At 64.7% G+C, this 25,484-nt stretch carries 27 protein-coding genes and 1 other RNA gene; 18 read left to right on the forward strand and 10 right to left on the reverse strand.

Annotated elements, in window-relative coordinates; genetic code table 11:
* Window positions 1–169: 169 nt before the first annotated feature.
* On the forward strand, window positions 170–2,836 hold the full coding sequence (gene metH, locus ACW17X_RS03760; protein ID WP_492099724.1) for a methionine synthase: 2,667 nt from the start codon (window positions 170–172) through the stop codon (window positions 2,834–2,836).
* A gap of 42 nt (window positions 2,837–2,878) precedes the next feature.
* Here metH and ACW17X_RS03765 read toward each other — a convergent pair whose 3' ends face one another.
* Window positions 2,879–3,454 (reverse strand): hypothetical protein, encoded by a 576-nt coding sequence (locus ACW17X_RS03765; RefSeq protein WP_492099725.1) that lies wholly within the window; start codon window positions 3,452–3,454, stop codon window positions 2,879–2,881.
* A gap of 145 nt (window positions 3,455–3,599) precedes the next feature.
* The gene (locus ACW17X_RS03770) at window positions 3,600–6,656 is read right to left on the reverse strand and encodes a TonB-dependent receptor domain-containing protein (protein WP_492099726.1); all 3,057 of its coding nucleotides are present in this window, start codon (window positions 6,654–6,656) and stop codon (window positions 3,600–3,602) included.
* Window positions 6,657–7,040: 384 nt separating this feature from the next.
* Here ACW17X_RS03770 and ACW17X_RS03775 point away from each other — a divergent pair, with 384 nt between their 5' ends.
* Both ACW17X_RS03775 and ACW17X_RS03780 read left to right on the forward strand, forming a co-directional pair.
* Window positions 7,041–7,553, forward strand: a complete 513-nt coding sequence (locus ACW17X_RS03775; protein WP_492099727.1) for a hypothetical protein — start codon at window positions 7,041–7,043, stop codon at window positions 7,551–7,553.
* A 220-nt stretch (window positions 7,554–7,773) separates the two neighbouring features.
* Window positions 7,774–8,676 carry an MBL fold metallo-hydrolase gene (locus ACW17X_RS03780; RefSeq protein ID WP_492099728.1) on the forward strand — a complete coding sequence of 301 codons (903 nt, stop codon included), beginning with the start codon at window positions 7,774–7,776 and terminating at the stop codon, window positions 8,674–8,676.
* On the opposite strand, the gene ACW17X_RS03785 is transcribed toward ACW17X_RS03780, so the two are convergent.
* Both ACW17X_RS03785 and ACW17X_RS03790 read right to left on the reverse strand, forming a co-directional pair.
* Window positions 8,673–9,359, reverse strand: a complete 687-nt coding sequence (locus ACW17X_RS03785) for a DUF1499 domain-containing protein (RefSeq protein ID WP_492099729.1) — start codon at window positions 9,357–9,359, stop codon at window positions 8,673–8,675. The two genes, ACW17X_RS03780 and ACW17X_RS03785, sit on opposite strands and share 4 nt — an antisense overlap.
* Before the next feature lie 15 nt (window positions 9,360–9,374).
* Window positions 9,375–11,009 carry a long-chain-fatty-acid--CoA ligase gene (locus ACW17X_RS03790; RefSeq protein WP_492099730.1) on the reverse strand — a complete coding sequence of 545 codons (1,635 nt, stop codon included), beginning with the start codon at window positions 11,007–11,009 and terminating at the stop codon, window positions 9,375–9,377.
* 159 nt (window positions 11,010–11,168) lie between these two features.
* On the opposite strand from ACW17X_RS03790, the gene udk reads away from it, so the two are divergent.
* The 5 genes from udk to ACW17X_RS03815 all read left to right on the forward strand — a co-directional run bounded on the left by udk (window position 11,169) and on the right by ACW17X_RS03815 (window position 13,942).
* Complete coding sequence (gene udk / locus ACW17X_RS03795) at window positions 11,169–11,816, forward strand: uridine kinase (RefSeq protein ID WP_492099731.1); 648 nt, start codon at window positions 11,169–11,171, stop codon at window positions 11,814–11,816.
* 103 nt (window positions 11,817–11,919) lie between these two features.
* Window positions 11,920–12,777, forward strand: coding sequence for a thymidylate synthase (locus ACW17X_RS03800; protein ID WP_492099732.1), 858 nt, complete (start codon window positions 11,920–11,922; stop codon window positions 12,775–12,777).
* Window positions 12,777–13,088, forward strand: a complete 312-nt coding sequence (locus ACW17X_RS03805; protein WP_492099733.1) for a phosphoribosyl-ATP pyrophosphohydrolase — start codon at window positions 12,777–12,779, stop codon at window positions 13,086–13,088. Before ACW17X_RS03800 ends, ACW17X_RS03805 begins: the two co-directional genes overlap by 1 nt.
* Window positions 13,085–13,612 carry a dihydrofolate reductase gene (locus ACW17X_RS03810; protein ID WP_492099734.1) on the forward strand — a complete coding sequence of 176 codons (528 nt, stop codon included), beginning with the start codon at window positions 13,085–13,087 and terminating at the stop codon, window positions 13,610–13,612. The genes ACW17X_RS03805 and ACW17X_RS03810 overlap by 4 nt, the downstream gene beginning before the upstream one ends.
* A gap of 9 nt (window positions 13,613–13,621) precedes the next feature.
* Window positions 13,622–13,942 carry a YbjQ family protein gene (locus tag ACW17X_RS03815; RefSeq protein WP_159851431.1) on the forward strand — a complete coding sequence of 107 codons (321 nt, stop codon included), beginning with the start codon at window positions 13,622–13,624 and terminating at the stop codon, window positions 13,940–13,942.
* A gap of 35 nt (window positions 13,943–13,977) precedes the next feature.
* On the opposite strand, the gene ACW17X_RS03820 is transcribed toward ACW17X_RS03815, so the two are convergent.
* Complete coding sequence (locus ACW17X_RS03820) at window positions 13,978–15,075, reverse strand: NADH:flavin oxidoreductase (protein ID WP_492099735.1); 1,098 nt, start codon at window positions 15,073–15,075, stop codon at window positions 13,978–13,980.
* Between the two features lie 75 nt (window positions 15,076–15,150).
* Window positions 15,151–16,227, reverse strand: a complete 1,077-nt coding sequence (locus ACW17X_RS03825) for an Mrp/NBP35 family ATP-binding protein (protein ID WP_492099736.1) — start codon at window positions 16,225–16,227, stop codon at window positions 15,151–15,153.
* A gap of 53 nt (window positions 16,228–16,280) precedes the next feature.
* Here ACW17X_RS03825 and miaA point away from each other — a divergent pair, with 53 nt between their 5' ends.
* From miaA to ACW17X_RS03850, 5 genes are all read left to right on the forward strand, one after another.
* Window positions 16,281–17,192, forward strand: coding sequence for a tRNA (adenosine(37)-N6)-dimethylallyltransferase MiaA (miaA, locus tag ACW17X_RS03830; protein WP_492099737.1), 912 nt, complete (start codon window positions 16,281–16,283; stop codon window positions 17,190–17,192).
* A 31-nt stretch (window positions 17,193–17,223) separates the two neighbouring features.
* Window positions 17,224–17,523 carry a hypothetical protein gene (locus tag ACW17X_RS03835; protein WP_492099738.1) on the forward strand — a complete coding sequence of 100 codons (300 nt, stop codon included), beginning with the start codon at window positions 17,224–17,226 and terminating at the stop codon, window positions 17,521–17,523.
* Window positions 17,524–17,559: 36 nt separating this feature from the next.
* Window positions 17,560–17,927: a transfer-messenger RNA gene (gene ssrA, locus ACW17X_RS03840) on the forward strand.
* 90 nt (window positions 17,928–18,017) lie between these two features.
* Window positions 18,018–18,488: an SspB family protein gene (locus ACW17X_RS03845; RefSeq protein ID WP_492099739.1), complete on the forward strand. Its 471-nt coding sequence runs from the start codon at window positions 18,018–18,020 to the stop codon at window positions 18,486–18,488.
* Between the two features lie 63 nt (window positions 18,489–18,551).
* Window positions 18,552–19,313 carry a C13 family peptidase gene (locus ACW17X_RS03850; RefSeq protein ID WP_492099740.1) on the forward strand — a complete coding sequence of 254 codons (762 nt, stop codon included), beginning with the start codon at window positions 18,552–18,554 and terminating at the stop codon, window positions 19,311–19,313.
* On the opposite strand, the gene ACW17X_RS03855 is transcribed toward ACW17X_RS03850, so the two are convergent.
* Window positions 19,282–19,638, reverse strand: coding sequence for a RusA family crossover junction endodeoxyribonuclease (locus tag ACW17X_RS03855; RefSeq protein WP_271165975.1), 357 nt, complete (start codon window positions 19,636–19,638; stop codon window positions 19,282–19,284). The genes ACW17X_RS03850 and ACW17X_RS03855 overlap by 32 nt on opposite strands.
* Window positions 19,639–19,742: 104 nt before the next feature.
* On the opposite strand from ACW17X_RS03855, the gene fumC reads away from it, so the two are divergent.
* Both fumC and ACW17X_RS03865 read left to right on the forward strand, forming a co-directional pair.
* The gene (gene fumC / locus ACW17X_RS03860) at window positions 19,743–21,134 is read left to right on the forward strand and encodes a class II fumarate hydratase (protein ID WP_492099741.1); all 1,392 of its coding nucleotides are present in this window, start codon (window positions 19,743–19,745) and stop codon (window positions 21,132–21,134) included.
* Between the two features lie 4 nt (window positions 21,135–21,138).
* Entirely contained in the window at window positions 21,139–21,876 is a 738-nt protein-coding gene (locus ACW17X_RS03865) for an AAA family ATPase (RefSeq protein WP_492099742.1), read from the forward strand.
* Window positions 21,877–21,878: 2 nt separating this feature from the next.
* On the opposite strand, the gene ACW17X_RS03870 is transcribed toward ACW17X_RS03865, so the two are convergent.
* Together ACW17X_RS03870 and ACW17X_RS03875 are read right to left on the reverse strand one after the other, a co-directional pair.
* Complete coding sequence (locus tag ACW17X_RS03870) at window positions 21,879–22,274, reverse strand: YccF domain-containing protein (RefSeq protein WP_492099743.1); 396 nt, start codon at window positions 22,272–22,274, stop codon at window positions 21,879–21,881.
* Window positions 22,275–22,363: 89 nt separating this feature from the next.
* Window positions 22,364–22,603, reverse strand: a complete 240-nt coding sequence (locus ACW17X_RS03875) for a DUF2171 domain-containing protein (protein WP_492086831.1) — start codon at window positions 22,601–22,603, stop codon at window positions 22,364–22,366.
* 156 nt (window positions 22,604–22,759) lie between these two features.
* Here ACW17X_RS03875 and ACW17X_RS03880 point away from each other — a divergent pair, with 156 nt between their 5' ends.
* Together ACW17X_RS03880 and ACW17X_RS03885 are read left to right on the forward strand one after the other, a co-directional pair.
* Window positions 22,760–23,998 (forward strand): patatin-like phospholipase family protein, encoded by a 1,239-nt coding sequence (locus ACW17X_RS03880; protein ID WP_492099744.1) that lies wholly within the window; start codon window positions 22,760–22,762, stop codon window positions 23,996–23,998.
* A gap of 2 nt (window positions 23,999–24,000) precedes the next feature.
* Window positions 24,001–24,207, forward strand: a complete 207-nt coding sequence (locus tag ACW17X_RS03885; RefSeq protein ID WP_492099745.1) for a DUF4169 family protein — start codon at window positions 24,001–24,003, stop codon at window positions 24,205–24,207.
* 2 nt (window positions 24,208–24,209) lie between these two features.
* On the opposite strand, the gene ACW17X_RS03890 is transcribed toward ACW17X_RS03885, so the two are convergent.
* Window positions 24,210–25,103 carry a DMT family transporter gene (locus ACW17X_RS03890; RefSeq protein ID WP_492099746.1) on the reverse strand — a complete coding sequence of 298 codons (894 nt, stop codon included), beginning with the start codon at window positions 25,101–25,103 and terminating at the stop codon, window positions 24,210–24,212.
* Between the two features lie 153 nt (window positions 25,104–25,256).
* Here ACW17X_RS03890 and ACW17X_RS03895 point away from each other — a divergent pair, with 153 nt between their 5' ends.
* Window positions 25,257–25,481, forward strand: a complete 225-nt coding sequence (locus ACW17X_RS03895; protein ID WP_492099747.1) for a ribbon-helix-helix domain-containing protein — start codon at window positions 25,257–25,259, stop codon at window positions 25,479–25,481.
* Window positions 25,482–25,484: the final 3 nt, after the last annotated feature.

Here is a 25,484-nt window from a genome sequence, read left to right on the forward strand (position 1 = left end):
TGGCGACGCGTTCTTTCCTTCTCCCATTGGGAGAAGGTGGCCCGCAGGGCCGGATGAGGGTTCGCCGGTGGGCCAACTCGCACCGCCTATCCCTCACCCTTTCGCGCCAGAACGACGGCTTCGCCGCCGTGCGCTCAAGCCCTCTCCCCACGGGAGAGGGAGGACAGTCATGAGACCCACCTTCATCAACGTCGGCGAACGGACCAACGTCACCGGCTCGGCCAAATTCCGCAAGCTGGTGGTCGAGGGCGACTATTCGGCCGCGCTCGACGTCGCCCGGCAACAGGTCGAGGCCGGGGCCCAGATCATCGACATCAACATGGACGAGGGCCTGCTGGACGGCGCCGTCGCCATGCGGACCTTCCTCAACCTGATCGCGGCCGAGCCCGACATCGCCCGTGTGCCGGTGATGATCGACAGCTCCAAATGGGAGGTGATCGAGGCGGGGCTGAAGTGCGTCCAGGGCAAGCCCATCGTCAACTCGATCAGCATGAAGGAGGGCGAACAGGCCTTCCGCGATCATGCGATCAAATGCCTGCGCTATGGCGCCGCCGTGGTGGTCATGGCCTTCGACGAAGTGGGTCAGGCCGACACCGCCGCCCGCAAGATCGAGATCTGCACCCGCGCCTATAATATCCTGGTCAACGAGGTCGGCTTCCCGCCTGAAGACATCATCTTCGACCCCAATATCTTCGCCGTGGCGACGGGGATCGAGGAGCACGACAACTACGCCGTCGACTTCATCGAGGCGGTCAAGGTTATCAAATCCACCCTGCCCTACGCCCGGATCAGCGGCGGGGTGTCGAACGTCTCGTTCAGCTTCCGCGGCAACGAGCCGGTGCGCCGCGCGATCCACAGCGTCTTCCTGTACCACGCCATCCAGGCGGGCATGGACATGGGCATCGTCAACGCCGGCGACCTGCCCGTCTATGACGACATCGACCCGACCCTGCGCGAAGCGGTCGAGGACGTGATCCTGAACCGGCCGCAGCGGACCAATGTCTCGAATACCGAGCGCCTCGTTGACATCGCGCCCAACTACAAGGGCGACAAGGGCGTCGCCCGCGTCGTCGATCTGAAATGGCGCGATCAGCCGGTCGCGGCCCGCATCGCCCACGCCCTGGTCAACGGCATCACCGAATATATCGACGCCGACACCGAAGAATCCCGCCTCTCATTCGACCGCCCCCTGCACGTCATCGAAGGCCCGCTGATGGACGGGATGAATGTGGTCGGCGACCTGTTCGGCTCGGGCAAGATGTTCCTGCCGCAGGTGGTGAAATCCGCCCGGGTGATGAAACAGGCCGTCGCCTGGCTGGAGCCCTATATGGAGGCTGAAAAGGCCGGCAAGCCCCGCGAACAGGCTGGCCGGATCCTGATGGCCACGGTCAAGGGCGACGTCCACGACATCGGCAAGAACATCGTCGGCGTCGTGCTTCAGTGCAATAACTACGAGGTCATCGACCTGGGCGTCATGGTCCCCGCCGACCGGATCCTGGACGCCGCCGTCGAGCATAAGGTGGACATCATCGGCCTGTCCGGCCTGATCACCCCGTCGCTGGACGAGATGGTCTTCGTCGGCGCCGAGATGGAGCGGCGCGGCTTCGACATCCCCCTGCTGATCGGCGGCGCCACCACCAGCCGCACCCATACGGCGGTCAAGATCGAACCCGCCTACCGCCGGGGCTCGACCACCTATGTCGTCGATGCTTCGCGCGCCGTCAGCGTCGTCTCTGGCCTGCTATCCAAGACCGAGCGCGCCAAGAACGAGGCCGCCACCCGCGACGAATATATCCGCATCCGCGAGCAGTACGCCCGCGGCCAGGAGGTCAAGGCCCGCGCCACCCTGGCTCAGGCGCGCGAGAACCGTTTCCGTATCGACCCGACCCAGCCCATGCCCGGCAAGCCGTCCTTCATCGGGGTGAAGACCTTCGACGCCTGGGACCTGCAGGACCTCGCCGACCACATCGACTGGACCCCCTTCTTCGCCAGTTGGGAGCTCATCGGCCGCTATCCCCTGATCCTGGAGGACGAGATCGTCGGCGAGGCTGCGCGCGACCTGTTCGAGGACGCCAAGCTCATGCTGAAGCGGATCATCGACGAGAAATGGTTCACCGCCAAGGGCGTCGTCGGCTTCTGGCCCGCCCGCGCCGACGGCGACGATGTCATCGTCTTCGCCGATGAAAACCGCGACGCGGAGATCGCCCGTTTCCACACCCTGCGCCAGCAGATCAAGAAGTCGAACGGCAAGCCGAACCTGGCCCTGTCCGACTTCATCGCCGAAGAAGGCGACGACTATATCGGCGCCTTCGCCGTCACCGCCGGCCACGGCGAGCTGGAGATCGCCAAGCGCTTCAAGGACGCCGGCGACGACTATTCCGCCATCCTCGCCACCGCCTTGGCCGACCGCCTGGCCGAGGCCTTCGCCGAACGCCTGCACAAGGAAGTCCGCACCCAGCTCTGGGGCTATGCCGCCGACGAAGTGACCAACATCGACGACCTGATCACCGAACAATACCAGGGCATTCGACCGGCCCCCGGCTATCCGGCTCAGCCCGACCACACGGAGAAGGCCACCCTGTTCCGCCTGCTTCAGGCCGAAACCAACGCGGGCATGGCCCTGACCGAAAGCTTCGCCATGACGCCCCCGGCCTCGGTCTCGGGCCTCTATTTCGGCCATCCGGGCAGCCACTATTTCGGCGTCGGCAAGATCGATCTGGACCAGGTCGAGGACTACGCCCGGCGCAAGGGCTGGGACGTGACCACCTGCGAGCGCTGGCTGGCCCCCATCCTCAACTACGATCCCTACGCCGCCAAACGCGAAACGGCGGCCTGAGCCGAGGCTCAGACCGCCGTTCCATAGTCCATCGTCTGCCGATCAGTTGGCGGGCGCCGGCGCCTCAAGCCCGACTTCGGCGGGGGTCGCCGGCGGGGTCGTGATGTTGTTCCGGATGCGCCGCGCCGCATGTTCGCAACGCCCCGGCAGACCGTAGAACAGCCCGAACGACTGGCTCCGCGCCGCCTCGTCCTCGCTGGCCAACAAGGGCGCCCATTGAGCCTTCGCCGCCGCTGCCGCCTGTTGCGCAGCAGCCCTGGCCGCCGCCGTCTGACGCGGCTCGGCCGCCGCCAGAGCGCTGCGGAAGTCCTGCGCCTCCAGGCGGCCCAGACGCACCAGTTCGACGTCCTCGGGCGCACGGTCAGTCAGGGTCTCGCCCAAATCCGCATGCCCCGTCACCAGGGCGTCGCACCAGGCCACCAGCGGATAATCCTGCGTCGGCGCGCCACGCGGCAGTGGATTCGCATAGGCGATCGCCTCGCGCACCTTCAGGGCTTCAGCGGTTTCAGCGCTCCGCACGCCGGTGACGATCGGTCCGTCCTGGTCCTGGGCGGAGGCTGGAGCCAGCCCCGACATGAGCGTGACGGTGGCGGCGAGCGCTGCGGCGGTCTTTAACATCGGCATCCTTGATCTTGAGCCCCCCGGCCCGGTCTCAATGCACCGTAACGCTTGAGCACCCGAATGGTTTTTCTACGGCGCATAAAAAAGAAGGGCGGCGAACCCGAAGGTCCGCCGCCCAAACTCTAGTGGTGAAGATGCGGGTTTAGAAGCTCGCGGTCACGCTGATGAAGGCGTAACGGCCCATCGCATCATAGACTTGCGGATAGGTATTGTTGTTACCCGTGGTGCCGACCGAGTAGGACAGCGGCGGATCGTTATCGAGCACATTGTTGACGCCGCCCCGCAGGGTGACGTTGTCTTGCAGCTGCCACGACCCGTTGAGGTCGAGGTAGTGCTGCTCTTCCAGAGTGCTGTCCAGACGGGTGGTGACGCCGGAGTCAATATCGACTGCGGAGATGTAACGCCACGTCGCGCCCAGATTGACGCCATCCCACGGCGTACCCCAGGACACCGAGGCGCGGTGACGCCACTCGGGCGAAGCGGCGATGTTGTTGGCAGCGCAGGTGTTGCCGAACTTGCCGGCGCAGTCGAACACCGAGTTGGCGAAGCCCAGGCCGGTGTCGGTCTCCAGGCTTTCCAGCCAGGTGCCGGTGAAGGAGAAGCCAAGGGTGCCGAAGCTGGCCGCGCCGAAGTCGGCGAGGTCGATGTTGTAGCCGGCGTTAACGTCGATGCCTGAAGTCTTCAAACCACCGATGTTGGTGTTCAGATCGACCACCACGCCGTCACCGGACCACAGCGAGCCGTTGTCGTTCCGCTGGATCAGTTCGCACGCCTGTTGCAGACCGCCCGTGTAGCAGGCGTTCAGCGTATTGGCGGCGCCGATCGAAGAGATCAGATTGGTGATCTCGATATCGAAATAATCGACCGACATGTTGAAGCCCGGCAGGAAGCTGGGCGTGAAGACGATGCCGAAGGTCGTGGTTTCGGAATCTTCCGGGTTCAGTTCGGGGCTGCCGCCCTGTAGGAAGTTGTATTGGCCGGCAGGGCTGGTCAAAAAGCCGTTGTTCGCTTGAGCAGCTGTGACTTGCCAGGAATTCGAACCGATACAGGCGCTCGACGAAGCGGTCCCATCTTCGCCCGGGTCAGTGAAGTCGCAGGGATCGTCATCCAGGTCGAACAGGCTAAATCCCTGCGCCGTAAACAGGTCGATGACGTTCGGCGCGCGCGTCGCTTGCTGATAGCTGGCGCGGAACCGAATGTCCGAAACCGGCGCGTAGTCGAGACCCAGTTTCCAGGTGTCCGTCTTGCCACCCAGCGTATAATCGGAAGCGCGATAAGCACCGTCGACCGTGATCGATTCCGCGAAGGGCATGCCTTCGACGATCGGCAGTTGGAATTCGCCGAACAGGTCGTAGGTCGAGTTCGCTCCGCCGAGGCCGATGGTGGCGCCGCCTTGACCCGCGCCGTCGCCGGTCGAGTAGGTCACGTCGGTGGTCAGGTCCAGGGCGTCACGACGGTATTCCATGCCCAGGGCCAGCTTCAGGCCGCTTTCGGCCCAGGGCGAAACAAGGCCCTTGTCGGTCAGATCGCCGGTGACCGACGCCGTCACGACCTGCTGCTCGGTGTAGCCGGACATGACCAGCGGCACCTGCACATAGTCCAGGGCCTCCTGGGTCACGCCATCGCGACGGAAGAGATTGTAGGGCACACAGTTCGGGTCCGTGCCTGTGCCCCCTTGAGCGAGCGACGCGGCCGACCGACAGGTAGCAACGCCATCGACATCGATAACGTCGAGGGCGCGCGTCAGACGGGAGACCGAGAACTCATTACGATAGATTTGGGCCAGTCGCACCTTGGAGTACTGGGCCGAAACCTCATAGCTCCAGGCGGCGTCCAGCTCGCCGCGAATCCCGATGACGCCGCGATAGGACTCATAGTTCAGATGGGATTGGCGACCGCCGCCTTCGACATTGCGCCGCAGGATATACAGCGGGCAAGGATCGATCAGATTGGCTCCGGTACCGGTGCAAGATTGCACCCCGGCCGCAGCAGCGATCTGAGCCAGGGCATCTGCGGACGTGCCGCCGCCGGCGATCACGCCGTCGATGAAGTCCTGAACCTCGTTGTCGGTAGTGTCCGGATCGTCGATGATGTCAGCGACCAGATCACTTTCGCAGATCAGACCCCGTTGTTGGGTCGACATCAGCGGGTTGTCGCAGTTGATCGTGGCGGTGTTGCCGAAGTTGCCCGACGGCGCAATCTGAGCCACCGACTGATAGTCGTTGAACATCAGCTGGGCGAAGGCCTCGATCTTATCGTTGACTTGATAGTGCGCGAAGGCGCCCAGATTGTAACGCTCGTCGGGGCGCTGATAATAGTTCAGCGGGCCGAAGTTATAGGCGTCGCGCGATCCGACGTACGGGACGAAGTCATTGTTGGCGTCCAGCGTGTAGGCGTAGTTGGCGAAGTCGGTGAACTGCCCCGGATATGAAGTGCCGGAACCGCCGCAGGTGAAGCTGTCGCCCGCCGCGTTTTGTCCACCGAGCGAGCACGACGCGTAATCATAGTCGCGCCCGAGCACCTTGTTGTTCTTACGATAGCCGGCATAGGCCGTGATGTTGCCCTTACCGTCAGGCGAGCTGACCCCCATGACGGCGGTGATCTCACGGCTGAAGCCGGTCTGAACATCGTCGTCGGGCAGTTGGAACTGCGCCGGGTTGGTGGCGGCGCGTCCAGCGATCACGGAACGCAGGTTGCCCGGGCCGTCGTAATCGTTGTGATGCAGATATTGGCCGTACTGGGCGGTGATCTCGAGACCTTCGAAGTCCTTCTTCATGATGAAGTTGACGACGCCGGCGATCGCGTCCGAACCATAGACGGCGGAGGCGCCGCCGGTCAGGACTTCGACACGTTCGACCAACTGGGCCGGAATCTGGTTGAGGTCGGCCGCCGCGTCCAACGGCGAACCATATGGCATCCGCTTGCCGTCGATCAGGACCAGGGTGCGGGTCGAGCCGAGGTTGCGCAGCGATACCGTCGCCGTGCCGGAGGCGCCGTTCGACACGGTCGAGTTCTGGGCGGCGAAGGCCTGGGGCAGTTGGGTGACCAGATCTTCGACGCGGCTCACGCCCGATTCACGAACATCCTCAGCCGTAACCTGGGTCACCGGACTGGTCGTGACCAGGTTCGCCTGACGGATACGAGAACCCGTGACGACGATCTCCGAAACCGACGCGCTCTCCTCGGTTGATTGAGCCATTGCCGGGGCCGCCATCCCGATTGCGGCGAAGCCCGCGATCATGGTTGACGCTAGCAGACGCCTACGCTGGTTCTGTGCTCTCACGTGGATACCCCTCCAAGGTTCAAGTCGCATCGGCCCAACGGGCGCGAAGACATAAAATTCCTCGTGTCTTGTCGCTTCCAACACGACACGAACAACCGAGTGTTGACCCGCCTTTCGCCGGACCGCCATGAGAATTGCATATCCGTAGCGCCATTGTGGCAGGACTGTCGCAAATCAGCCACGCCATGGACACGACCGGTGAGAGAATGCAAAATCCTTCACGCAGGAAGCACGCTTCGAACGTTTTGTTCGAAATGGGCCGCAATTTGAGGTTCGAAAATGCGATCAATTGGGGCTTTTTTGGCGATTTTGACGGCGCCGGTTTGTTTGATCGGCAATGCCGCAGCCGCCCAAAATCAGGAATTGAGCCGCGCGGGGAGCCTCAGCGAGGTCGCTAGATGTCGCTCGATCACGACGGACGCAGAGCGTCTCGCCTGTTTTGATCGAGCAGTGGCGGCCTTTGACGCCGCCGAACGTGCGGGTGAAGTGGTCGTGCTTGATAGGGCACAGGTTCGTGAGACGAATCGCCAGCTCTTCGGATTTGAGATCGCCAATCCGTTCGCAGGCCGACCTAATGTAGCGCCTGAACCGGTTCTCGAGGCGGTCGAGACAACACTGTCCTCCGCCACACATTCCGGCGAGGGCAAATGGATCTTCAGATTGGCGGACGGATCGGAGTGGCGGCAGATCGACTCTGGCGATGTCCGCTTCAGAAGCCGTGCGGGAGAGGCTGTGCGCGTCCGCCGGGCGTCTCTCGGCAGCTATATGTTGACGGTCGGAAACAGTCGCGCGGTTCGCGTTCGGCGGCAGTAATCAATCAGCGCTGGATCGCCACTCGACTTGCGTACGGCGCCGGCTCCGGGGTGCAGGAGGCGATGATGAGTTGCGCCGCCATGAGACAGATTAGGGCCGCGACGACGGGCTGGAGCCGATTTGAGACAGCAAAGGCGATAGAACGGGCCATGACCGGCGCTCCGACAGAGGTTACCGAGGCGTTAAGGCAAGGCGCAGGCCAGCTTCGGAGCCATCGACCGTGATTCCTTTCGTCCGTGATTTCGAGTTCGCCTATGGGCGTCGGGACCAGGTCTCCCCGCTTGTGCAGCGGGTGATCGCTGAAAATCCGGGGCCCTTCACCTTCACGGGAACGGGGACCTACATCGTGGGCCGGCCGGAGGCGGGAGCAACTATCGCGGTGATCGACCCCGGACCACTCGACGGTTCGCATCTGAGCGCCTTGCTGGCGGCGGTCGAAGGGCGGACGATCAGCCATGTTCTGGTGACCCACACCCACCGCGATCATGCCCCCCTCGCCCGCCCCTTCGCCGAGCGAACAGGCGCTAAGATTCTGGCGGCGCGACCGCCGGCGCGCGAGACCCACGCCTCAGGCGCCTTGGACGAAGACGAGGACGCTGGGTTCGCGCCCGACGTCTTGCTCTCTGGCGGCGAGTTGATCGAAGGCGACGGCTGGACGATGGAGGCGATCTTCACGCCCGGTCACGCCTCGAACCATATGGCGTTCGCTCTGAAAGAGGAAAACGCCCTGTTCAGCGGCGATCACGTCATGGGGTGGGCGACCAGCGTCGTGGCGCCGCCGGACGGGAATATGCGGGACTATATGGCCAGCCTGGACGTCGTGATCGTCCGGGATTTTGCGACCTTGTGGCCGACGCACGGTGCACCCGTAACGGATCCAGCGCCCTTCCTGGCCGCCTATCGGGCGCACCGGCTGGAGCGGGAGGCCCAGGTGACGGAACGGCTTATGGCCGGCGACCGCACAGCAGCCCAGATGGTCCCGGCCCTCTATGCGGCAGTGGACCAACGGCTTTGGCCGGCGGCGTCGCTGTCAGTCCTGGCTCACCTGATCAAGCTGCTGGAAGACGGCGCGGCGACGGTCGCCGGCGAACCTGGACTCCACGCCGAATTTCGTCCCGCCTAACGGACTTCCTCTTCGAGCGCGGCAACGATCTTGCCCATCAGGCGACAGGTCGCGCCGCCATCAGGTCGCGGATCGCGCGCGGCGACGCGGATATCGGTGCGGCCGGGCCGGATTCGAATCACGGCGTCATAGGCGAAACCGAACCAAGCGCCTTCATGAACGCCTTCTACCTCGAAGGTGGCGGCCCGAACCACGGGGAAGCCCGCGTCCACCAGGGCCGAAACCGCCTGTTGCGCCAGGACCTGGGTCGGGATCGAACGGGCGGCAGGGCAGGTTTCCGGCCCCGTCACACCCGAGGCGTCAGGATGCAGAGCCTCAAGTCGGCGATAGGTCGGAGGTTCGGCGGCATGGGTGCTGATGTCACGCGGGGTCGGTTCTGCCAAGCGTTGGCCCTGATACAGGAAGACGCCCAGGGTCGCGCCAGCCAGGATCAGGGCGATCGCGGCGTAGATCCAACGCCGCTCGAAATTACGGAACGTCAGGACCGCCACGACCAGGGCCGCGATGCACCCGACCCAGGCCAGTCCCTGCCCCACTTTCCAGGTCAGCAGATCATAGGTGATCGCCCGATCCACCCCGCCGAACAGGGTCGCGGCCATCGCCGCCACCACCAGAACCAGCGGCGCCGCCGTCAGCGCGGTCAGCCAGGGGATCAGCGCGGGAACAGGCTTGGCCGACGGCATCGACGCTCCATGGGATCAGGCGGGTTGGATGTCCGGCAGACGGTAGTCCTTCATCCGCTCGCGCAGAAGCTTCTTGTCGATCTTCCCCGTGGCTCCCAGCGGAATCTCATCCACGGCCACCACGTCGTCCGGCATCCACCATTTGGCGATCTTGCCCTGCAGGAAATCGAGATGCTCCTGCTTGTCCAGCGCCTCGCCGTCCTTCAGCTTGACCAGCAAAACCGGGCGTTCATCCCATTTGGCGTGGGCCGCGCCGATCACGGCGGCCAATTCGACCTTGGGGTGGCCCACGGCGATGTTCTCGATCTCGATGGAGCTGATCCATTCGCCGCCGGACTTGATGACATCCTTGGACCGGTCGGTGATCTGCATGAAGCCCAGTTCGTCCACCGTCGCCACGTCGCCGGTGTCGAAGAAGCCGCCGGCGTCCAGGATCGAACCTTCCTCGCGGAAATAGCCACGAGCCACGGTCGGCCCCTTGACCATCAGATGGCCGAAGGTGGCCCCGTCGTGCGGCAGTTCGCGGCCCGCGTCATCCTTCAGCGTCAGCTCGATCCCCAGCGGCGGCGTCCCCTGTTTGGTGCGGTATTTCAGTTGCTCCTCGAACGGCAAAGCCGCCGTCTCGGGCGTCATGTTCGACAGGGTGCCGATGGGCGAGGTCTCGGTCATGCCCCAGCCCTGAAGCACCTCGATGCCATAGTCGTCATGGAAGGCGCGGATCAGGCTCTCCGGCACGGCCGAACCGCCGATCAGCACCCGGTTGACGGTCGACAGCTTCAGTCCGTTCTGACGCATATGGGCCAGCAACCCCTGCCAGACCGTCGGCACGGCGGCGGAGAAGGTGACCCCCTCGGTCTCGAGGAGTTCGTACAGGGCCTCGCCGTCCATCCGGGCGCCCGGCATCACCAGCTTGCAACCCGATGCGGGGCCGACGAAGGCGATGCCCCAGGCGTTTGCGTGGAACATCGGCACGACCGGCAGGATGACGTCGCTGGTCTTGCCGCCGACCACCGAGGACTGGAGCGCCATGAAGGTGTGCAGGAAGTTCGAGCGGTGCGAATACAGAACGCCTTTGGGATTGCCCGTCGTGCCCGAGGTGTAGCAGAGGCCGCAGGCCGTGTTCTCGTCAAAGGCGCCCCACACGACATCCGCCGACTGCTCCGCCACGATCCGTTCATAGGATTCCGCACGCGGCAACGGCGTTTGCGGCATATGGGCGTCGTCGGTCATGATGATGACGCGCTCGACCTTGGGGATATGCGGCAGGATGGCTTCCAGCAACGGCACGAAGGTCAGGTCGGTGAAGATGACCCGGTCCTCGGCGTGGTTGATGATATAGACGAGCTGTTCCGGGAAAAGGCGCGGGTTCAGGGTGTGGCAGACCGCGCCCATGCCCATGACGCCATACCAGGTCTCGATATGGCGATCTGTGTTCCACGCCAGGGTGGCGACCCGGTCGCCCGGCTGTATGCCCCACGCCTTCAGCGCGTTGGACACCCGCTTGGCGCGGTCGTGGATCTGGCCGTAGGTCGTGCGGACAATGGGGCCCTCGACCGAGCGGGTGACGACCTCGCGGTCGCCATGCCAGTTCTTCGCATGATCGATGATCTTGTCGACCGTCAGCGGCCAGTCCTGCATCAAGCCCAGCATGGTGCGTCTTCCTTGTCCCTTGGTGCGTCTGCTTGGCTGCGACGCTTGAACAGACGCTATCATCGGTGATCAGCGATAAGCAACGTAACGCAACGTCATCCTCGCGCGACGGATCGTCTCCCGTGGCGCTGAGACGCCCGGCGCCCTAGAAGGCGGCCCATGGCCATATTGATCGCGATCACGGGGGGCTCCGGCTCCGGCAAGAGCACCCTGGCGGAGGCGCTCGTCTCGGCCCTGCCTGAAGGCAAGGCTGTGCTGGTGCGCGAGGACTCCTACTACAGGGACGCCGCCAGCCTGCCCGGTTTCGACGCCGCGACCTTCGATTTCGACGATGTGGCCGCCCGCGACCATGACCTGATGATCACAGATCTGAAGGAACTCAAGGCCGGTCGTTCGGTGACCGCGCCCCTCTATTCCTTCATCCACCACGGGCGCGAACCGGGCGGCGAACCGATCCCGGCGGCCGAGGTGGTGATCGTTGAGGGGACTCATGTGCTCTGCACCGCCGATCTGACCGCCCTGTTCGACATCCGGGTCTTCGTGGACACCCCCGCAGACATCCGCTTCATCCGCCGCCTGCTGCGCGATCAGTCCGAGCGCGGGCGGTCAGCGGATTCGGTCGTGGCCCAGTATCTCGCCACCGTGCGACCCGGCCACGAACGCCTGACCGAGCCGTCGCGCACCCACGCCGACTTCATCATCGCCGACGCCACGGCGGCGGTTCGCCTGGAGGATCCGCAGGCCGTGGTGCGCCTGGCGGCGCCCGTCCTGGCCCACCCCCTGCTGCTTCGCCTGCTGGAGGCCTGACGGCAGTCCCATCGAGAGCGAACCGTTTCGTTTTCTGTGGACGCCGTCCGCGCCGCCGCGGGTTCCGCGTTTCGAATCACTCAATCTGAGGCAAGCTCTCGCCATGAACGCTCAGGTCGCCACCGTCGAACTCCAGGCCCGAACGGCCGCAGCCGCCGCAGATCATCCCGAGCGGCAGTATCTGAACCTGCTGCGCGACATTCTGGACAATGGCGTGCGCCGCGACGATCGCACCGGAACCGGAACGCTGGGCGTCTTCGGCCGTCAGATGCGGTTCGACCTGTCCAAGGGCTTCCCGGTCCTGACGACCAAGAAACTGCACCTGCGCTCGATCATCGTCGAACTGCTGTGGTTCCTGCGCGGCGAAACCAATATCGGCTGGCTGAAGGACAACGGCGTCCGTATCTGGGATGAATGGGCCGACGCCGAGGGCGAACTGGGTCCGGTCTATGGCAAGCAGTGGCGGTCCTGGACCGCGCCTGACGGCCGGGTCATCGATCAGATCGAGAAACTGGTCCACGGCCTGAAGACCAACCCCAACAGCCGCCGCCACATCGTCACCGCCTGGAACCCGGCCGACGTCGACGACATGGCCCTGCCGCCCTGCCACTGCCTGTTCCAGTTCTTTGTCGCGGACGGTAAGCTGAGCTGCCAGCTGTACCAGCGCAGCGCCGACGTCTTCCTCGGCGTGCCGTTCAACATCGCCTCCTACGCCCTGCTGACCCTGATGCTGGCCCAGGTGGTCGGGCTCGAGCCTGGCGACTTCGTCCACACCTTCGGCGACGCCCACCTGTACCTGAACCACCTGGAACAGGCCGAGCTCCAGCTGACGCGCGAGCCCCTGCCCCTGCCCGTCATGCACATCGCGCCTAAGACCGACCTGTTCGCCTTCGAACTGTCGGACTTCACGCTCGAGGGTTACGAGGCCTGGCCGCACATCAAGGCCGCAGTGGCCGTTTGATGGACCTCAAGTCGCTGCAGGCCGCCGTCCTGCGCATCTCAGACATCTACGCCGCCGAACACCAGATCGACCGCGACCGCGACTGGGCTCTGCTGAAGCTCCAGGAAGAGCTGGGAGAGCTGACGGCAGAGCATCTGCGTCTGTCCGGACGGGCGCGCGGCACGCCGGACGCTAACGCCTTGAGCGACGAAGCGGCCGACGTTCTGGGCATGCTGCTGATCTATTGCGCGGGCGCAGGCGTTGATCTGGAAACGGCCATGCGGCGCAAATGGCTCAAATGGCTCGAACCCCAGACGGAAGACACGCCATGAGCATTCCCCTGATCTCCCTGGTCGTCGCGCGCGGACGCAACGGCGTCATCGGTCGCGACGGCGATCTGCCCTGGCGGCTTCGTTCGGACCTTCAGCGGTTCAAGGCCATCACCGTGGGCAAGCCCTGCCTGATGGGCCGCAAGACCTGGGAAAGCCTGCCGCTGAAGCCCCTGCCCGGTCGCCTGAACCTGGTGCTGACCAAGGACGAGTCCTATGAGGCCGACGGCATGTCCAAGGGCGCCCTGGTCTGCGCCACTCTGGACGAGGCCATAGAGATCGGGCGCGAAACGGCCGAGGAGGACGGGGTGGACGAAATCTGCGTCATCGGCGGCACCGCCGTGTTCGAAGCCGTCCTGCCGCGCGCCAAACGCCTCTACATCACCGAGGTCGAGGCCTCGCCCGAGGGCGACGCCGTCTTTCCGGCATTCGACGAAACGGCCTGGGTCGAGGTATCGTCGGAATCACACCAGGCGGGCGAGAAGGACGATCACGCCTTCACCTTCCGGGTGCTGGAACGCCGCTAGGAGAAGTCGATGTACGTCACGACCACCAACGACCTGCCCGGTTTCCGCGTCACCCGCCATATCGGCCTGGTGCGCGGCGTGACGGTGCGCTCGCGCAACGCAATCTCCGACGCCATCGGCGGGGTCCAGTCGATGCTGGGCGGCCGGGTCGGCGCCTATGTCAAACTGGCCGAGGCCGGGCGTCAGGAAGCCTATGACGAACTGGTCAAACACGCCGAGGCCCACGGCGCCAACGCCATCCTGGCCGTTCGCTACGACGCCACCGAGATCATGCCCGGCGTGACCGAGGTACTGTGCTACGGCACGGGCGTGATCGTCGAGCCGGCCTGACCTCCGCAGAGACCGGACCGGCTCGACTCATCAGGTCAGGACAGGCTCATCAGGGCCGAACGTTCGAAGTTCTGAAGTTCGTCGGTGCGTCCCTCGCGGATCTTGGCCGCCCACTGCGGATCAGCCAATAGGGCGCGACCCACGGCGACCAGATCGAACTCTTCGTTCTCCAGCCGGCGCAGCAAGCCGTCGAGTGACGCGGGTTTGGAGCCCTCGCCGCCAAAGGCTGCGATAAACTCGCCGTCCAGGCCCACTGAGCCGACCGTGATGGTCGGCTTGTTCATCAGCTTCTTGGTCCAGCCGGCGAAGTTCAGGTCCGAACCTTCGAACTCCGGCTCCCAGAAGCGGCGTTGCGAGCAGTGGAAGACGTCCACTCCGGCGTCCGACAGGGGCGTCAGCCATTCGACCATCTGGTCCGGCGTCTCGGCGATCCGGGCGGTGAAGTCCTGCTGCTTCCATTGCGACAGGCGCAGGATGACGGGGATGTCGTCGCCCACGCCTTCACGCACCGCCTTGACCACCTCGGCGCCGAAACGAGCCCGCTCGGCGATGGTCGGCCCGCCCCAGCGGTCCTCGCGCACATTGACCCCGCCCCAGAAGAACTGGTCGATCAAATAGCCGTGGGCGCCGTGGATTTCGACGGCGTCAAAGCCCAGCTCCCGCGCCGCGCGCGCAGAGCGACCGAACGCAGCGATAGTGTCGGCGACGTCCTCTTCCGTCATCGGCTCATACTTGGCCTTGCCCGGCGCCGTCAGGCCCGACGGACTGTCGACCTTGCCCAGCGGCGACCAGGCCTCGCCCTGCCCCCGCGCCGATCCGACATGCCAGATCTGCGGCGCGATCAGCCCGCCGGCGGCGTGCACCTCGTCCACCACCGCCTTCCATTGCGGCAGGGCGTCACCGTGAAAGACCGGGACATTGGCGTCATTACGGGCGGCGGGCCGCTCCACCACCGTGCCCTCGGTGACGATCAGCCCCACCCCGCCTTCCGCCCTGCGACGATAATAGCCGGCCACATCAGAGGTCGGGATGCCGTTGGGAGAGAAGGACCGCGTCATGGGGGCCATGACAATGCGGTTGGGCAGGGTCAGCCCCTTGATGGTGAAGGGACGAAACAGGGCGTCGACAGTCATCGGATCTCCTCGGGTATCGGTAAGACCCAAGGTGGCGAATACAGTTGCGTTTGAAAACCCCCTGCCGTGAAGTTTCTACAGCCGCAGGGCGACCGCCACCTGATCGGCTATCGCGGCGAACCGGACAGCGATTTCGCCACCCGGGTCGTCCGCCACAACGGGCAGACCCGCATCACCGCCCTCGCGCAGCGCGGCGTCCAGCGGCAGGTCTCCCAGGAAGGGAATGGACAGACGGTCCGCCTCCGTCTTGGCTCCGCCCTGTCCGAACACCGGGCCGGTCATGTTCTCGATCAGACCGAGGGTCGGCACATTGACCCGCTGGAACAGCGTGTGCGCCCGCCGCGCATCGGCAAGAGCCACTTCCTGCGGCGTCGAGACGATGACGGCGCCGTCCAGCGGCGTCTTCTGGATCAAGGTCAGTTGGACGTCGCCGGTGCCGGGGGGCAGATCAACGACCAAGACATCCAGCGGCGCCTCGGCCGTGCCCCAACGGGTCTGGGTCAGCATCTGCGTGATCGCCTGCGACGCCATCGGCCCGCGCCAGATCATGGCGTCGTCCATCTTGGTCAGCAGGCCGACCGACATGGCCTTCATTCCATGGGCGACGTGCGGAACAATGGCGCCGTCCTCATAGGCGGGCTGGCCGCTGATCCCCAGCATGGTCGGCAGCGACGGACCATAGACGTCTGCGTCCAGTATCCCGACCGACAGGCCGCGCGCCGCCAGGGCTGCCGCTAGGTTCACCGCGACCGTGGACTTGCCCACCCCGCCCTTGCCGCTGGCCACGGCCAGGACGCGACGAACATGGGCTGGACGGTCGGTCGGGACCGGCGCCTTGGCGCGCCCCTGATCCACAGCGGCCTTCGAAAGACCGGCGGTGCGCGGCGCCGGCTTGCTGAGCCCGGGTTTAGCCTCGGCCGTCAGGATCACCGACACCCGGTTCATACCGGGCACGGCCTTAAGCGCCGCCTCCGCGGCGTCACGGACAGGCGCATAGGTTGCGACCAGACTGCGATCGACTTCCAGTGCAAAACCGGCCCGATCATCAGCAACCACCAGCCCTTGAACGAGGCCGGACGCGATCAGCCCCTGCCCGGAAACCGGGTCTTTGACTGCGTCTAGCGCGGCGATGACGACGGAACGTTCGACCAAGACGGTCTCCACAGGACTTGCAGGCGATAAGGGGCGCGTTCTATCGCCCATGGATGCCGCCCGCGAGCCTCGATTTGTCCCAGCCGCCATTAGTCACCCTGATCGCCGGCCCCACCGCCTCGGGCAAATCGGCCCTGGCGTTGAAGATGGCGCGCAAGACCGGCGCCGTGATCATCAACGCTGATAGTCAGCAGTTGTACGCTGACCTGCGAGTCCTCACCGCCCGGCCATCGCCTGACGAAGAGACCCAGGCGGACCACCGTCTGTATGGCGTCGCCGACGCGTCCGAAGCTTGGTCGGTCGGCAAATGGAGCCGCACCGCCCTCGCCGTCCTCGACGAACTCCGGACGGAGAAGCGCCCAGCCATCCTCGTGGGCGGAACCGGACTGTATTTTATGGCCCTGACGCGGGGGTTGGCGGATATTCCACCCGTTCCCGCAGCCGTGCGCGACAAGGTCGAGGCGGATTATGCGATGCAAGGCGAAACGGCCTTTCGCGCACATCTGGCGGAGATCGATCCGCAGTCGGCAGGCGCCATCGAACAAGGCGACCGCCAGCGCCTCGTTCGCGCCATGAGCGTTTTTTACGCCAGTGGCCGATCATTGACGGAGTGGAAGGCGCAAACCCACCCCCTGCTAAAACCAAATTCCTGGTCCGGCCTGGTGATCGAGCCGGATCGACGCGCGCTGTATGACAACTGCGACCTTCGGGTAGACCAAATGATGGACCAGGGAGCGCTGGACGAAGTTCGAGCCTTGGCCAGACGGAACCTGCCCTCAGCACTCCCCGCGATGAAGGCTGTAGGCGTTCGAGAACTCGCGGAACACATTGCCGGGCTTCGCACATTGGACGAGGCCACGAACGCTCTGAAACAGGCCACCCGCAACTACGCCAAGCGCCAGCTGACGTGGTTCAGGAACCAAACGCCGACATGGCGAAAAGTACTTTCGTCTGTGCAACTCTGAGGTAACATGTCCTCCTATTTTGGAGGTTCCCATGTCTTTCACTGTGGCCTTTATCGCCGCTGCCCTGCTGCAAGAGGCCCCCGCCCCTCGGGTCGTCCAGGTCACGCCCAACAGCTCTGTGGCGGTCACCGCGCCGGGCTCCCTGCCTGACGCCGTTAAACCGGGAGATCGGTTGATCTGCCGCACGGAAAGCGTGGTCGGGTCGAACCGTCGCCAGCGCGTTTGCATGACCGAGTCGCAACGCACAGCCATGCGCGAGCAGAGCCGCGACATGCGCGAACGACTGGACAATCAGACCGCACCCCAGTTGCCGAACGCTTCTGGCGGTTGATCTCAGAAACGGTTCTTTTCAGCGATCCAACTCGATCCCCTTGGAATGAGACGTGTATAGACCTATATTCCGAGGGTCCGGTTTCGGCCGGACTATAGCGATAAACGCGCTTGTAATAAGCGGACCGGACCCGGGTGCGATTCCCGGCGGCTCCACCATTCTCTTCCCCGCGTTATCGGCGGAGGCGTCATGGGGCCGACTAGCATCGACGGACGTGTAAAGAGGATTGCTTTCGCTCGTCCTGGCCCACCGTATCGGGCCATTTTCTAACTGCGAACGATAACTTCGCTGGAGAAGTCGCTCTCGCCGCGTAATGCGGTTCGGGTGATTTCGAACCTTAAGTCCTAGGGGTTCAGATCCTTGGGCGGGGCCTGTCGGGAGCCTGGCAACAGAATCCCGGCGCTTAATCCTTCATATCCTGTGCGTTTACCTCTTTCGCATCTTTCGCGCGCGCGCCTGCGCCGCTATCAGTCGCGCTCAATTGCGAGGTGACGATGACCGACCAGGCCCCTCCGGTCGACGAGATGCAGTACGAGCGGCTGGCGCATGAAGCGCTGCGCGGCGTGATCCGTTCTGCGCTCGAACATGTTCTGGCCGAAGGCCTGCCCGGCGCACACCACTTCTACATCACCTTCAAGACCCGGGCCGCCGGCGTCAGCATCCCCCCGGACATGCTGGCCAAATACCCGGACGAGATGACGGTGGTGCTGCAGCACCAGTACGAAGACCTGCAGGTCGAGGCCGACCGATTTTCGGTCAAGCTGCGCTTCGGCGGCGTGCCGCGCACCCTGGCCATGCCCTATTCGGCGGTCACTCGCTTCTACGATCCCAGCGTCCAGTTCCTGCTGCAGTTCGACGAGCCCGAGATCGTCGAAGCCGTCGAGGAAGCGACGCCGCCCGAAGACCCAACGCCCGGTTCGGACGGCCCTAAGGTCGTGTCGCTGGATCAGTTCCGGAAAAAGTAGGCCCTTCCCTCCTCGCCACCTCGCGATAAGCTCTGGGAGCAGACGAAGGCGGAGGGGTACGCGATGTTTCGTTTCATAGCGGCGCTCTCGGTGCTGGGCCTGATGGTCTTGGGCTGCGCGGCTCATGCCCAAAGCCGTTTCGATGGCTGGGCCTCGGCGGTGATCGCCGCCGACTGGCGCGACAGCGACGGCCGCCCTATCGCCGCCTTCGACAACGCTCAGCGCGACCTGACGACCGCTTTCCAGCGCGCCGGCTTCGACCCTGACGCCATGATCAGCGTCAGCCTGCGACCCGATGTCCCCAACCCCGTCGAGGCGGAAGACAGCCTGCGTCGTTTCGCCGAGGCGGCGCAACGGGCGCCCCGCGGCTGCCTGTTTTACGTCACCTCGCACGGCTCCCCCGAAGGCCTGGTCTTCGGTCCAGAAGCCACCCTGGAGCCGGAACGCCTGATTCCGGTTCTGCGCAGGATCTGCGGCGACCGCCCGACGGTGGTCGTGCTGTCAGCCTGCTTCTCCGGAATCTTCGTCGATGGATTGAAGGCGCCCAATCGCATGGTGATGACCGCAGCCCGCCGAGACCGGTCGTCGTTCGGCTGCGCCGCCGATGCGACCTATCCCTATTTCGACGAATGCGTGCTGGAGAGCCTGAAGACCGCGCCGGACTTCATCGCCCTGTCCCGCGCCACAACCGCCTGCGTCGCCGCCCGCGAACAGGCCGAGGGCCTGACGCCCGCGTCCGAGCCCCAGACCGCGATCGGTGCCACTTTGCAACTATTGCTGCCGACCCTGAGGTTCAGGCCTTCCGGGGATAGGATCGGATCGTGATCCGCTCCCGCTCGCCTTCATGGCGCTCCACCAGTAGGCGGGCGACCTGGCTGTCGTCGTGGAACAGATAGCCCTTGATGGAATCGAGCAGGGCCTTGGCCAAATTGTCGAGGTCCATCCACGGCGGTTCGCCGACATGCTCCATGCGGATTTCGACGACATGATCGCCCCAGGACGGGCGCGACGCCCATTCTTTGCGCATGAACTCATAGACCAGGGGCTTGTAGTATTTGGCCTGGGTGGTCAGACCTTCGATGACGATCTCGACCGCCTGCCCATCCTCCCGCGCGCGGACCTTGCCTGTTCCGATCCAGCCGGCCGTCATGGGTTCGCCTTTGGTCGGAGGATGGCTGCGCTATTCTTGCCCTGCATGACTGCCGTGCTACACCGCCGCGCAACCAACCGCCACGTCTGAGACGAGATCCGCGCATGAGCAACGTCCGCATCGAAACCGACACCTTCGGCCCCATCGAGGTCGCCGCTGATCGCTACTGGGGCGCCCAGGCGCAGCGGTCGCTGGGGAACTTCAAGATCGGCTGGGAGAAGCAGCCCCTGCCGGTCGTGCGCGCTCTGGGCATCGTCAAGCGCGCCGCCGCCGAGACCAACCGCGACCTGGGCAAGCTGGATCCGGCCCTGGCCGACGCCATCATCAAGGCCGCCAACGAGGTGATCGAAGGCAAGCTGAACGACCACTTCCCCCTGGTCGTCTGGCAGACGGGTTCGGGCACCCAGTCGAACATGAACGCCAACGAGGTGATCTCGAACCGCGCCATCGAGATCCTGGGCGGCGAGATGGGCTCCAAGAAGCCCGTCCACCCCAACGATCACGTCAACATGAGCCAGTCGTCGAACGACACCTATCCGACCGCCATGCACGTGGCCTGCGCAGAACAGGTGGTCAACGACCTGATCCCGGCGCTGAAGCACCTGCACGCCGCCCTGGACGCCAAGGCCAAGGCCTGGGCCCACATCATCAAGATCGGCCGCACCCACACCCAGGACGCCACCCCCCTGACCCTGGGCCAGGAGTTCGGCGGCTATGCGCAACAGGTCGCCAACGGCATCGAGCGGATCGAACAGACCCTGCCCAAGCTGATGGAACTGGCCCAGGGCGGCACCGCCGTCGGCACCGGCCTGAACGCCCCCATCGGTTTTGCGGAAAAGGTCGCGGCCCAGATCGCGGAAATCACCGGCCTGGCCTTCACCACGGCGCCGAACAAGTTCGAGGCCCTGGCCGCCCATGACGCCATGGTCTTCAGCCACGGCGCGATCAACACGGTCGCCGCCTCGCTGTTCAAGATCGCCAACGATATCCGCTTCCTGGGTTCCGGTCCGCGTTCGGGCCTGGGCGAACTGGCCCTGCCGGAGAACGAGCCCGGCTCGTCGATCATGCCGGGCAAGGTCAATCCGACCCAGTGCGAGGCCCTGACCCAGGTCTGCGTCCAGGTGTTCGGCAACAACGCCGCGCTCACGTTCGCCGGCTCGCAGGGGCATTTCGAGCTGAACGTCTACAACCCCGTCATGGCCTATAACTTCCTGCAGTCGGTGCGCCTGGTCGCCGACGCGGCCATCAGCTTCACCGACAACTGCGTCGTCGGCATCGAGGCCCGCGAAGACAACATCTCGCGCGGCCTGAACAACTCGCTGATGCTGGTGACGGCCCTGAACGGCAAGCTGGGCTATGATATCTGCGCCAAGATCGCCAAGACCGCGCACAAGAACGGCACCACCCTGCGCGAGGAAGCCGTCGGCGGCGGCTATCTGACCGACGCCGAGTTTGATGAAGCGGTCCGCCCCGAGAAGATGATCTCGCCGGGCTGATGCGATGACCGCCCTGGAGCGTCCCTACTGGATCGAGGCCCTTTTCGAGCGCCGCGACGGCTGGGACGCTTCCGTCTATCCCTTCAACCTGCCGGTCGTGCGCACGCTCGACCGGCTGGCCTTCCATCCGAACGTGACCTTTCTGGTCGGTGAGAACGGCTCGGGAAAATCCACGCTGATTGAGGCGCTGGCGGTCGCGTGGGGGTTTAATCCCGAAGGCGGCGGACGCGAACACCGTTTCGGCACCCGCGACAGCCATTCCCCTTTGCACAGGTTTGTGCGGCCAGTTCGCTCGCCGCAACGAGTTCAGGACGGCTTTTTTCTGCGAGCCGAGAGCTTCTTCACGGTCGCCAGCTATCTGGAACACCCTGAGGTCAGAGGCGAACGCTATGGCGGCCGTCGCCTGCATGAGCAGTCGCACGGCGAATCCTTCTTTGCCCTGTTTGACAACCGCTTCATCGGCGACGGCCTGTACATCCTTGACGAACCCGAAGCCGCCCTGTCGCCCAGCCGTCAGTTATCCTTCCTCAGCCGTCTTCATGAACTTGTCATGGCGCGGTCTCAGTTGATCATCGCGACACACTCTCCGATCCTCCTCGGTTATCCCAACGCCTGGATTTATCAGGTGTCCGAGCACGGCCTTGAACGGATCGAATACGAGGACACCGACCACTACCAGGTCACGCGCAACTTCTTGCTTCGGCGTGAAATGATGCTGGATATCTTGCTCAAGCTCGAATGAACCTAAGGCTTGTCGCGGATCGTCCGACCGATCGGCGCCAGGGCCAGCTTGGCCAATTCCAGGTCCTTCAGGGCGAAGGGAATGCCGATGATTGTGATGGCCTCGGCGACCGCGATCAGCACGTGCGTCAAAGCGATATACCAGCCGGCGACCACGAACCAGATGACGTTCAGGCCAATGCCGAAGCAGCCCGCCCCCAGCGCGGTCGCATCCGGCTCACGCCAGACGACTTCACGTCCGAAAGGCCAGAAGGAATAGCTGGCGATCCGCCACGCTGCGAAGGTCCAGGGCAGGCCCACGATGGTGATGGCCAGGATCGCGCCGCCCAGCAGCCACAGCAGGCCGGACAACCAGCCGCCGAAGATGAACCACAGGATATTCAGGATCAGTCGGATCATCGCGTCCCTCCGAGAACAATGCCCTCCAGATAGAACGAAGGCCCCGCCGGCGACAGCGGAGCCTTCATTAATTCGCCGAAACCTGCGGCCTAGTGAGGCTTTTCGGTCCAGCGCGACTTGGCGTCGTCCTGGGTCAGGTTCAGGTGGACATGTTTGTCGTCGACCCGTTCGACCCAGCTGACCGGGATCATGTGGTGCTTGAACCCGCCCGCCATATCCAGCTTCGCCAGCTCGATCTGGTCCCCGAGCACATGGTCCACGCGACCGACATGACCGCCGTCCGATCCCACGACTTCCAGATGTTCCTTGATGAGCGTTGCGTCGACCATGGCGATTGTCCTTGAGTTTGTTGTTCCGCCTGAACGAACGTTCGTCGAGTCGCACGGTTTCAAACCGCAGCGCTTGTTGCTGTTGTCTCCCGGTGATGACAGACCCTTCACTCGAGCGGTATGAGTGCAGCCTGGGATCGGCGGAGAAGGCATCGGATGAGACGGATCTATTCCAGCCTGCTGGCCGTCGTCATGGCCCTGTCGGTCGCGTCTTGCGGCACCCTGGATCGTCCCGTCGGACCTTTGCGCCTCGCCGACGGCGCCCTGGCGCCAGCGCGGGACCCCCGCATCCGCGCCAATGACTACGCCCGGCTGGAAGCCTTCACCGAGGAGGTCGGATCACAACTCAACCAGAACCATGACTTGTCGATCCTGGCCTTGTCGGGAGGGGGCGCGAACGGGGCCTATGGCGCGGGCGTTCTCGTCGGCTGGACCGAACGGGGCGACCGTCCGGTGTTCGACATCGTCACTGGCGTCAGCACGGGAGCGCTCGCCGCCCCCTTCGCCTTCGCCGGGTCCGAATGGGACCCGCAACTGGGTCACGCCTATACCGACGGCGGCGCCAGCAGCCTGCTCAGTTGGAGAAGCTTGGCCATCTTCCTCTACCCCAGCCTGTTCAGCGCCGGCGCCCTGCGCGATCTGGTGGACGACAACGTCACGCCGGACCTGTTGGCGGCCATCGCCCGCGAACACGCCAAGGGCCGACGCCTGCTGGTCGCCACCACCAATCTGGACAGCGAGGAGACGGTCATCTGGGACATGGGCCTGCTGGCCAGCCAGAACGACGACAATTCGCGCGCCCTTTTCAAGGAGGTGCTGGTCGCATCGGCCAGCATACCCGGCGTCTTTCCGCCGGTGCTGATCGCCGGACTTCAACCCGACCGAACCGTGGTGATGGAGATGCACGCCGACGGCGGGGTAAACACGCCCTTCCTGGCCATCCCCGAAAACCTGTCGCTCTGGACCCGCGGCCCTGACCAACCGGGCGGCGGGGCGCTCTATGTCGTCGTCAACGGACAGGTGGGACGCAACGACGGAGTCACGCCGGGCCGGCTGACCGCCATCCTGATGCGCAGCTATGACAGTATGAGCAAGGCCTCGCTGCGCACCCATCTGGCGACGACGGCGGCCTTTGCCCAGCGCAACGGCATGAGCCTGTCGCTGGCCGCCATCCCCGACAATGTCGAGGCCTCGAGCCTGAAGTTCGACCAGAAGACCATGACCGCGCTGTTCGACCTGGGACGCGAACGGGGGCGGTCGGCCGACGGCTGGACCCGACTGGACCAGACCGCATCCGCGCCCGCTTTCATTCCCCCTTCCACACTGCCGGCCGACCAAGTGCCCGAGGCTCTCAAGCCCAAAGAGACGCCGGCGACGGCGGCGCCTCAGGACTAGCCATGGCCGACATCATCAACCTGAACCGGGCCCGTAAGGTCCGCGCCAAGGCCGACGACAAGGCCCAAGCTGCGGCGAACCGCATCGCCCACGGCCGAACCAAGGGTCAGAAGAAGGCCGCTCAGACCGAGCAGACGCGGGCGGCTCGTCTGCTCGACGGCCAAAAGCTGGACGGCGAAAAGCTGGACGGCGAAAAGCCGACGGATTGAAATCACGCCGTCTTCGGCGCCCGGATCAGCAAAACCTGCCCAGCCAGCACCAGGGCCAGCCCAATCAACATGGTCACCCCGACATGGGCGCCCTCGAACAGGACGGACATGATGACGGCGATCGGCGGCGTCAGGGCGGAGATATAGCTGGCCAGGGCGAAGCCCCGCTGCCGCGCCAGGGTGAAATACAGGCCGAAGGCGATGACCGACCCGAACAGCGACAGGTGCAGCAGCGACAGGACATAGGCGGGCGTCGGCTCAATCCGCCATTCGACGCCCGTCGCAAATCCATAGATGGCCAGCATGGCCGTGCCATAGGCCATGGCCCAGGCGGTCGCGGCCATCACCGGCGCTCCGGCCTGTTGTCCCCGCCAGGCGAACCAGTTGCCGAAGGCCGAAGCGACAACGGCGATCAGGGCGAAGACAATCCCCAGCGCCGGCGCGGACCCAGCCGATACCCCCGCCCCCGACAACTGTCCGAACGAAAGCACGGCCACCCCGAATATCCCCAGGATCGCGCCCTGCCAGGCGCCGACGGCCGCCTTCTGCCCTTCCAGAAGGCGAAACAGCACCAGGTTGACGAAGGCCAGGGCGGCGAAAATCACGGCGACGACCGCAGATGCGACCCGCTCTTCCGCCGCATAAACAAAGCCGTAGCTGACGGCGAAGACGAACGCGCCCTGCCCTACGGCGGCCATATGCTGGGCCCGCGTCAGGCGCAGCGGCCGACGCGTCGCGGCGCAGAAACCGAACAGCACGACAGCCGCTAACCCGAACCGCCAGACGATTGACACGATCGGATCCACCACGCCCAGCTGCAGGGTGATGGCGAACCAGGTCGTGCCCCAGATCAGGGCGCAGGCGAGGATGGCGAGAACAGTGAAGGGGCGACTCATGCAAGGCTCCGAGGGGCGACGCCCGCATATCATCGTCCCGTCTCGAACGCCGCTCACGTGTTGCGCCCGAGTGTGACAAACTGCGCTTCACAGGAGACCCGACATGCGCAGCAGCCCCATGATCCCATCCGCGCATCGGCGACGCCCCGCGCAATGAGCGGCCTGACCAAACGGTCGGTCGTTCTGGCCGGTCACGCCACCTCTGTGGCGCTGGAGCCGGAATTCTGGGCCGTTCTGGACAGAATCGCTGCGGCGCGCGGCTTCAGCAAGGCTCAGCTTCTGGCCGATATCGACGCGAATCGTGGTCGCCGGCCGCTCGCCTCCGCCTGCCGTCTTCTGGCCCTGTCCTGGGTGGCGGAGCACGGGCCGAAAGCGTAGCAT

The sequence above is a fragment of the Brevundimonas sp. FV1ye4L genome (genome assembly GCF_058681255.1).

Coding starts and splice junctions, on each gene's coding strand:
- ACW17X_RS03765 (WP_492099725.1), bottom strand. CDS start 3,454: ATGTTAAAGACCGCCGCAGCGCTCGCCGCCACCGTCACGCTCATGTCG.
- ACW17X_RS03845 (WP_492099739.1), top strand. CDS start 18,018: ATGACCGACCAGGCCCCTCCGGTCGACGAGATGCAGTACGAGCGGCTG.
- ACW17X_RS03895 (WP_492099747.1), top strand. CDS start 25,257: ATGAGCGGCCTGACCAAACGGTCGGTCGTTCTGGCCGGTCACGCCACC.
- ACW17X_RS03810 (WP_492099734.1), top strand. CDS start 13,085: ATGAGCATTCCCCTGATCTCCCTGGTCGTCGCGCGCGGACGCAACGGC.
- ACW17X_RS03820 (WP_492099735.1), bottom strand. CDS start 15,075: ATGACTGTCGACGCCCTGTTTCGTCCCTTCACCATCAAGGGGCTGACC.
- ACW17X_RS03865 (WP_492099742.1), top strand. CDS start 21,139: ATGACCGCCCTGGAGCGTCCCTACTGGATCGAGGCCCTTTTCGAGCGC.
- metH (WP_492099724.1), top strand. CDS start 170: ATGAGACCCACCTTCATCAACGTCGGCGAACGGACCAACGTCACCGGC.
- ACW17X_RS03890 (WP_492099746.1), bottom strand. CDS start 25,103: ATGAGTCGCCCCTTCACTGTTCTCGCCATCCTCGCCTGCGCCCTGATC.
- ACW17X_RS03885 (WP_492099745.1), top strand. CDS start 24,001: ATGGCCGACATCATCAACCTGAACCGGGCCCGTAAGGTCCGCGCCAAG.
- miaA (WP_492099737.1), top strand. CDS start 16,281: ATGCCGCCCGCGAGCCTCGATTTGTCCCAGCCGCCATTAGTCACCCTG.
- ACW17X_RS03800 (WP_492099732.1), top strand. CDS start 11,920: ATGAACGCTCAGGTCGCCACCGTCGAACTCCAGGCCCGAACGGCCGCA.
- fumC (WP_492099741.1), top strand. CDS start 19,743: ATGAGCAACGTCCGCATCGAAACCGACACCTTCGGCCCCATCGAGGTC.
- ACW17X_RS03880 (WP_492099744.1), top strand. CDS start 22,760: ATGAGACGGATCTATTCCAGCCTGCTGGCCGTCGTCATGGCCCTGTCG.
- ACW17X_RS03855 (WP_271165975.1), bottom strand. CDS start 19,638: ATGACGGCCGGCTGGATCGGAACAGGCAAGGTCCGCGCGCGGGAGGAT.
- ACW17X_RS03850 (WP_492099740.1), top strand. CDS start 18,552: ATGTTTCGTTTCATAGCGGCGCTCTCGGTGCTGGGCCTGATGGTCTTG.
- ACW17X_RS03785 (WP_492099729.1), bottom strand. CDS start 9,359: ATGCCGTCGGCCAAGCCTGTTCCCGCGCTGATCCCCTGGCTGACCGCG.
- ACW17X_RS03870 (WP_492099743.1), bottom strand. CDS start 22,274: ATGATCCGACTGATCCTGAATATCCTGTGGTTCATCTTCGGCGGCTGG.
- udk (WP_492099731.1), top strand. CDS start 11,169: ATGGCCATATTGATCGCGATCACGGGGGGCTCCGGCTCCGGCAAGAGC.
- ACW17X_RS03805 (WP_492099733.1), top strand. CDS start 12,777: ATGGACCTCAAGTCGCTGCAGGCCGCCGTCCTGCGCATCTCAGACATC.
- ACW17X_RS03815 (WP_159851431.1), top strand. CDS start 13,622: ATGTACGTCACGACCACCAACGACCTGCCCGGTTTCCGCGTCACCCGC.
- ACW17X_RS03790 (WP_492099730.1), bottom strand. CDS start 11,009: ATGCTGGGCTTGATGCAGGACTGGCCGCTGACGGTCGACAAGATCATC.
- ACW17X_RS03770 (WP_492099726.1), bottom strand. CDS start 6,656: ATGGCTCAATCAACCGAGGAGAGCGCGTCGGTTTCGGAGATCGTCGTC.
- ACW17X_RS03835 (WP_492099738.1), top strand. CDS start 17,224: ATGTCTTTCACTGTGGCCTTTATCGCCGCTGCCCTGCTGCAAGAGGCC.
- ACW17X_RS03875 (WP_492086831.1), bottom strand. CDS start 22,603: ATGGTCGACGCAACGCTCATCAAGGAACATCTGGAAGTCGTGGGATCG.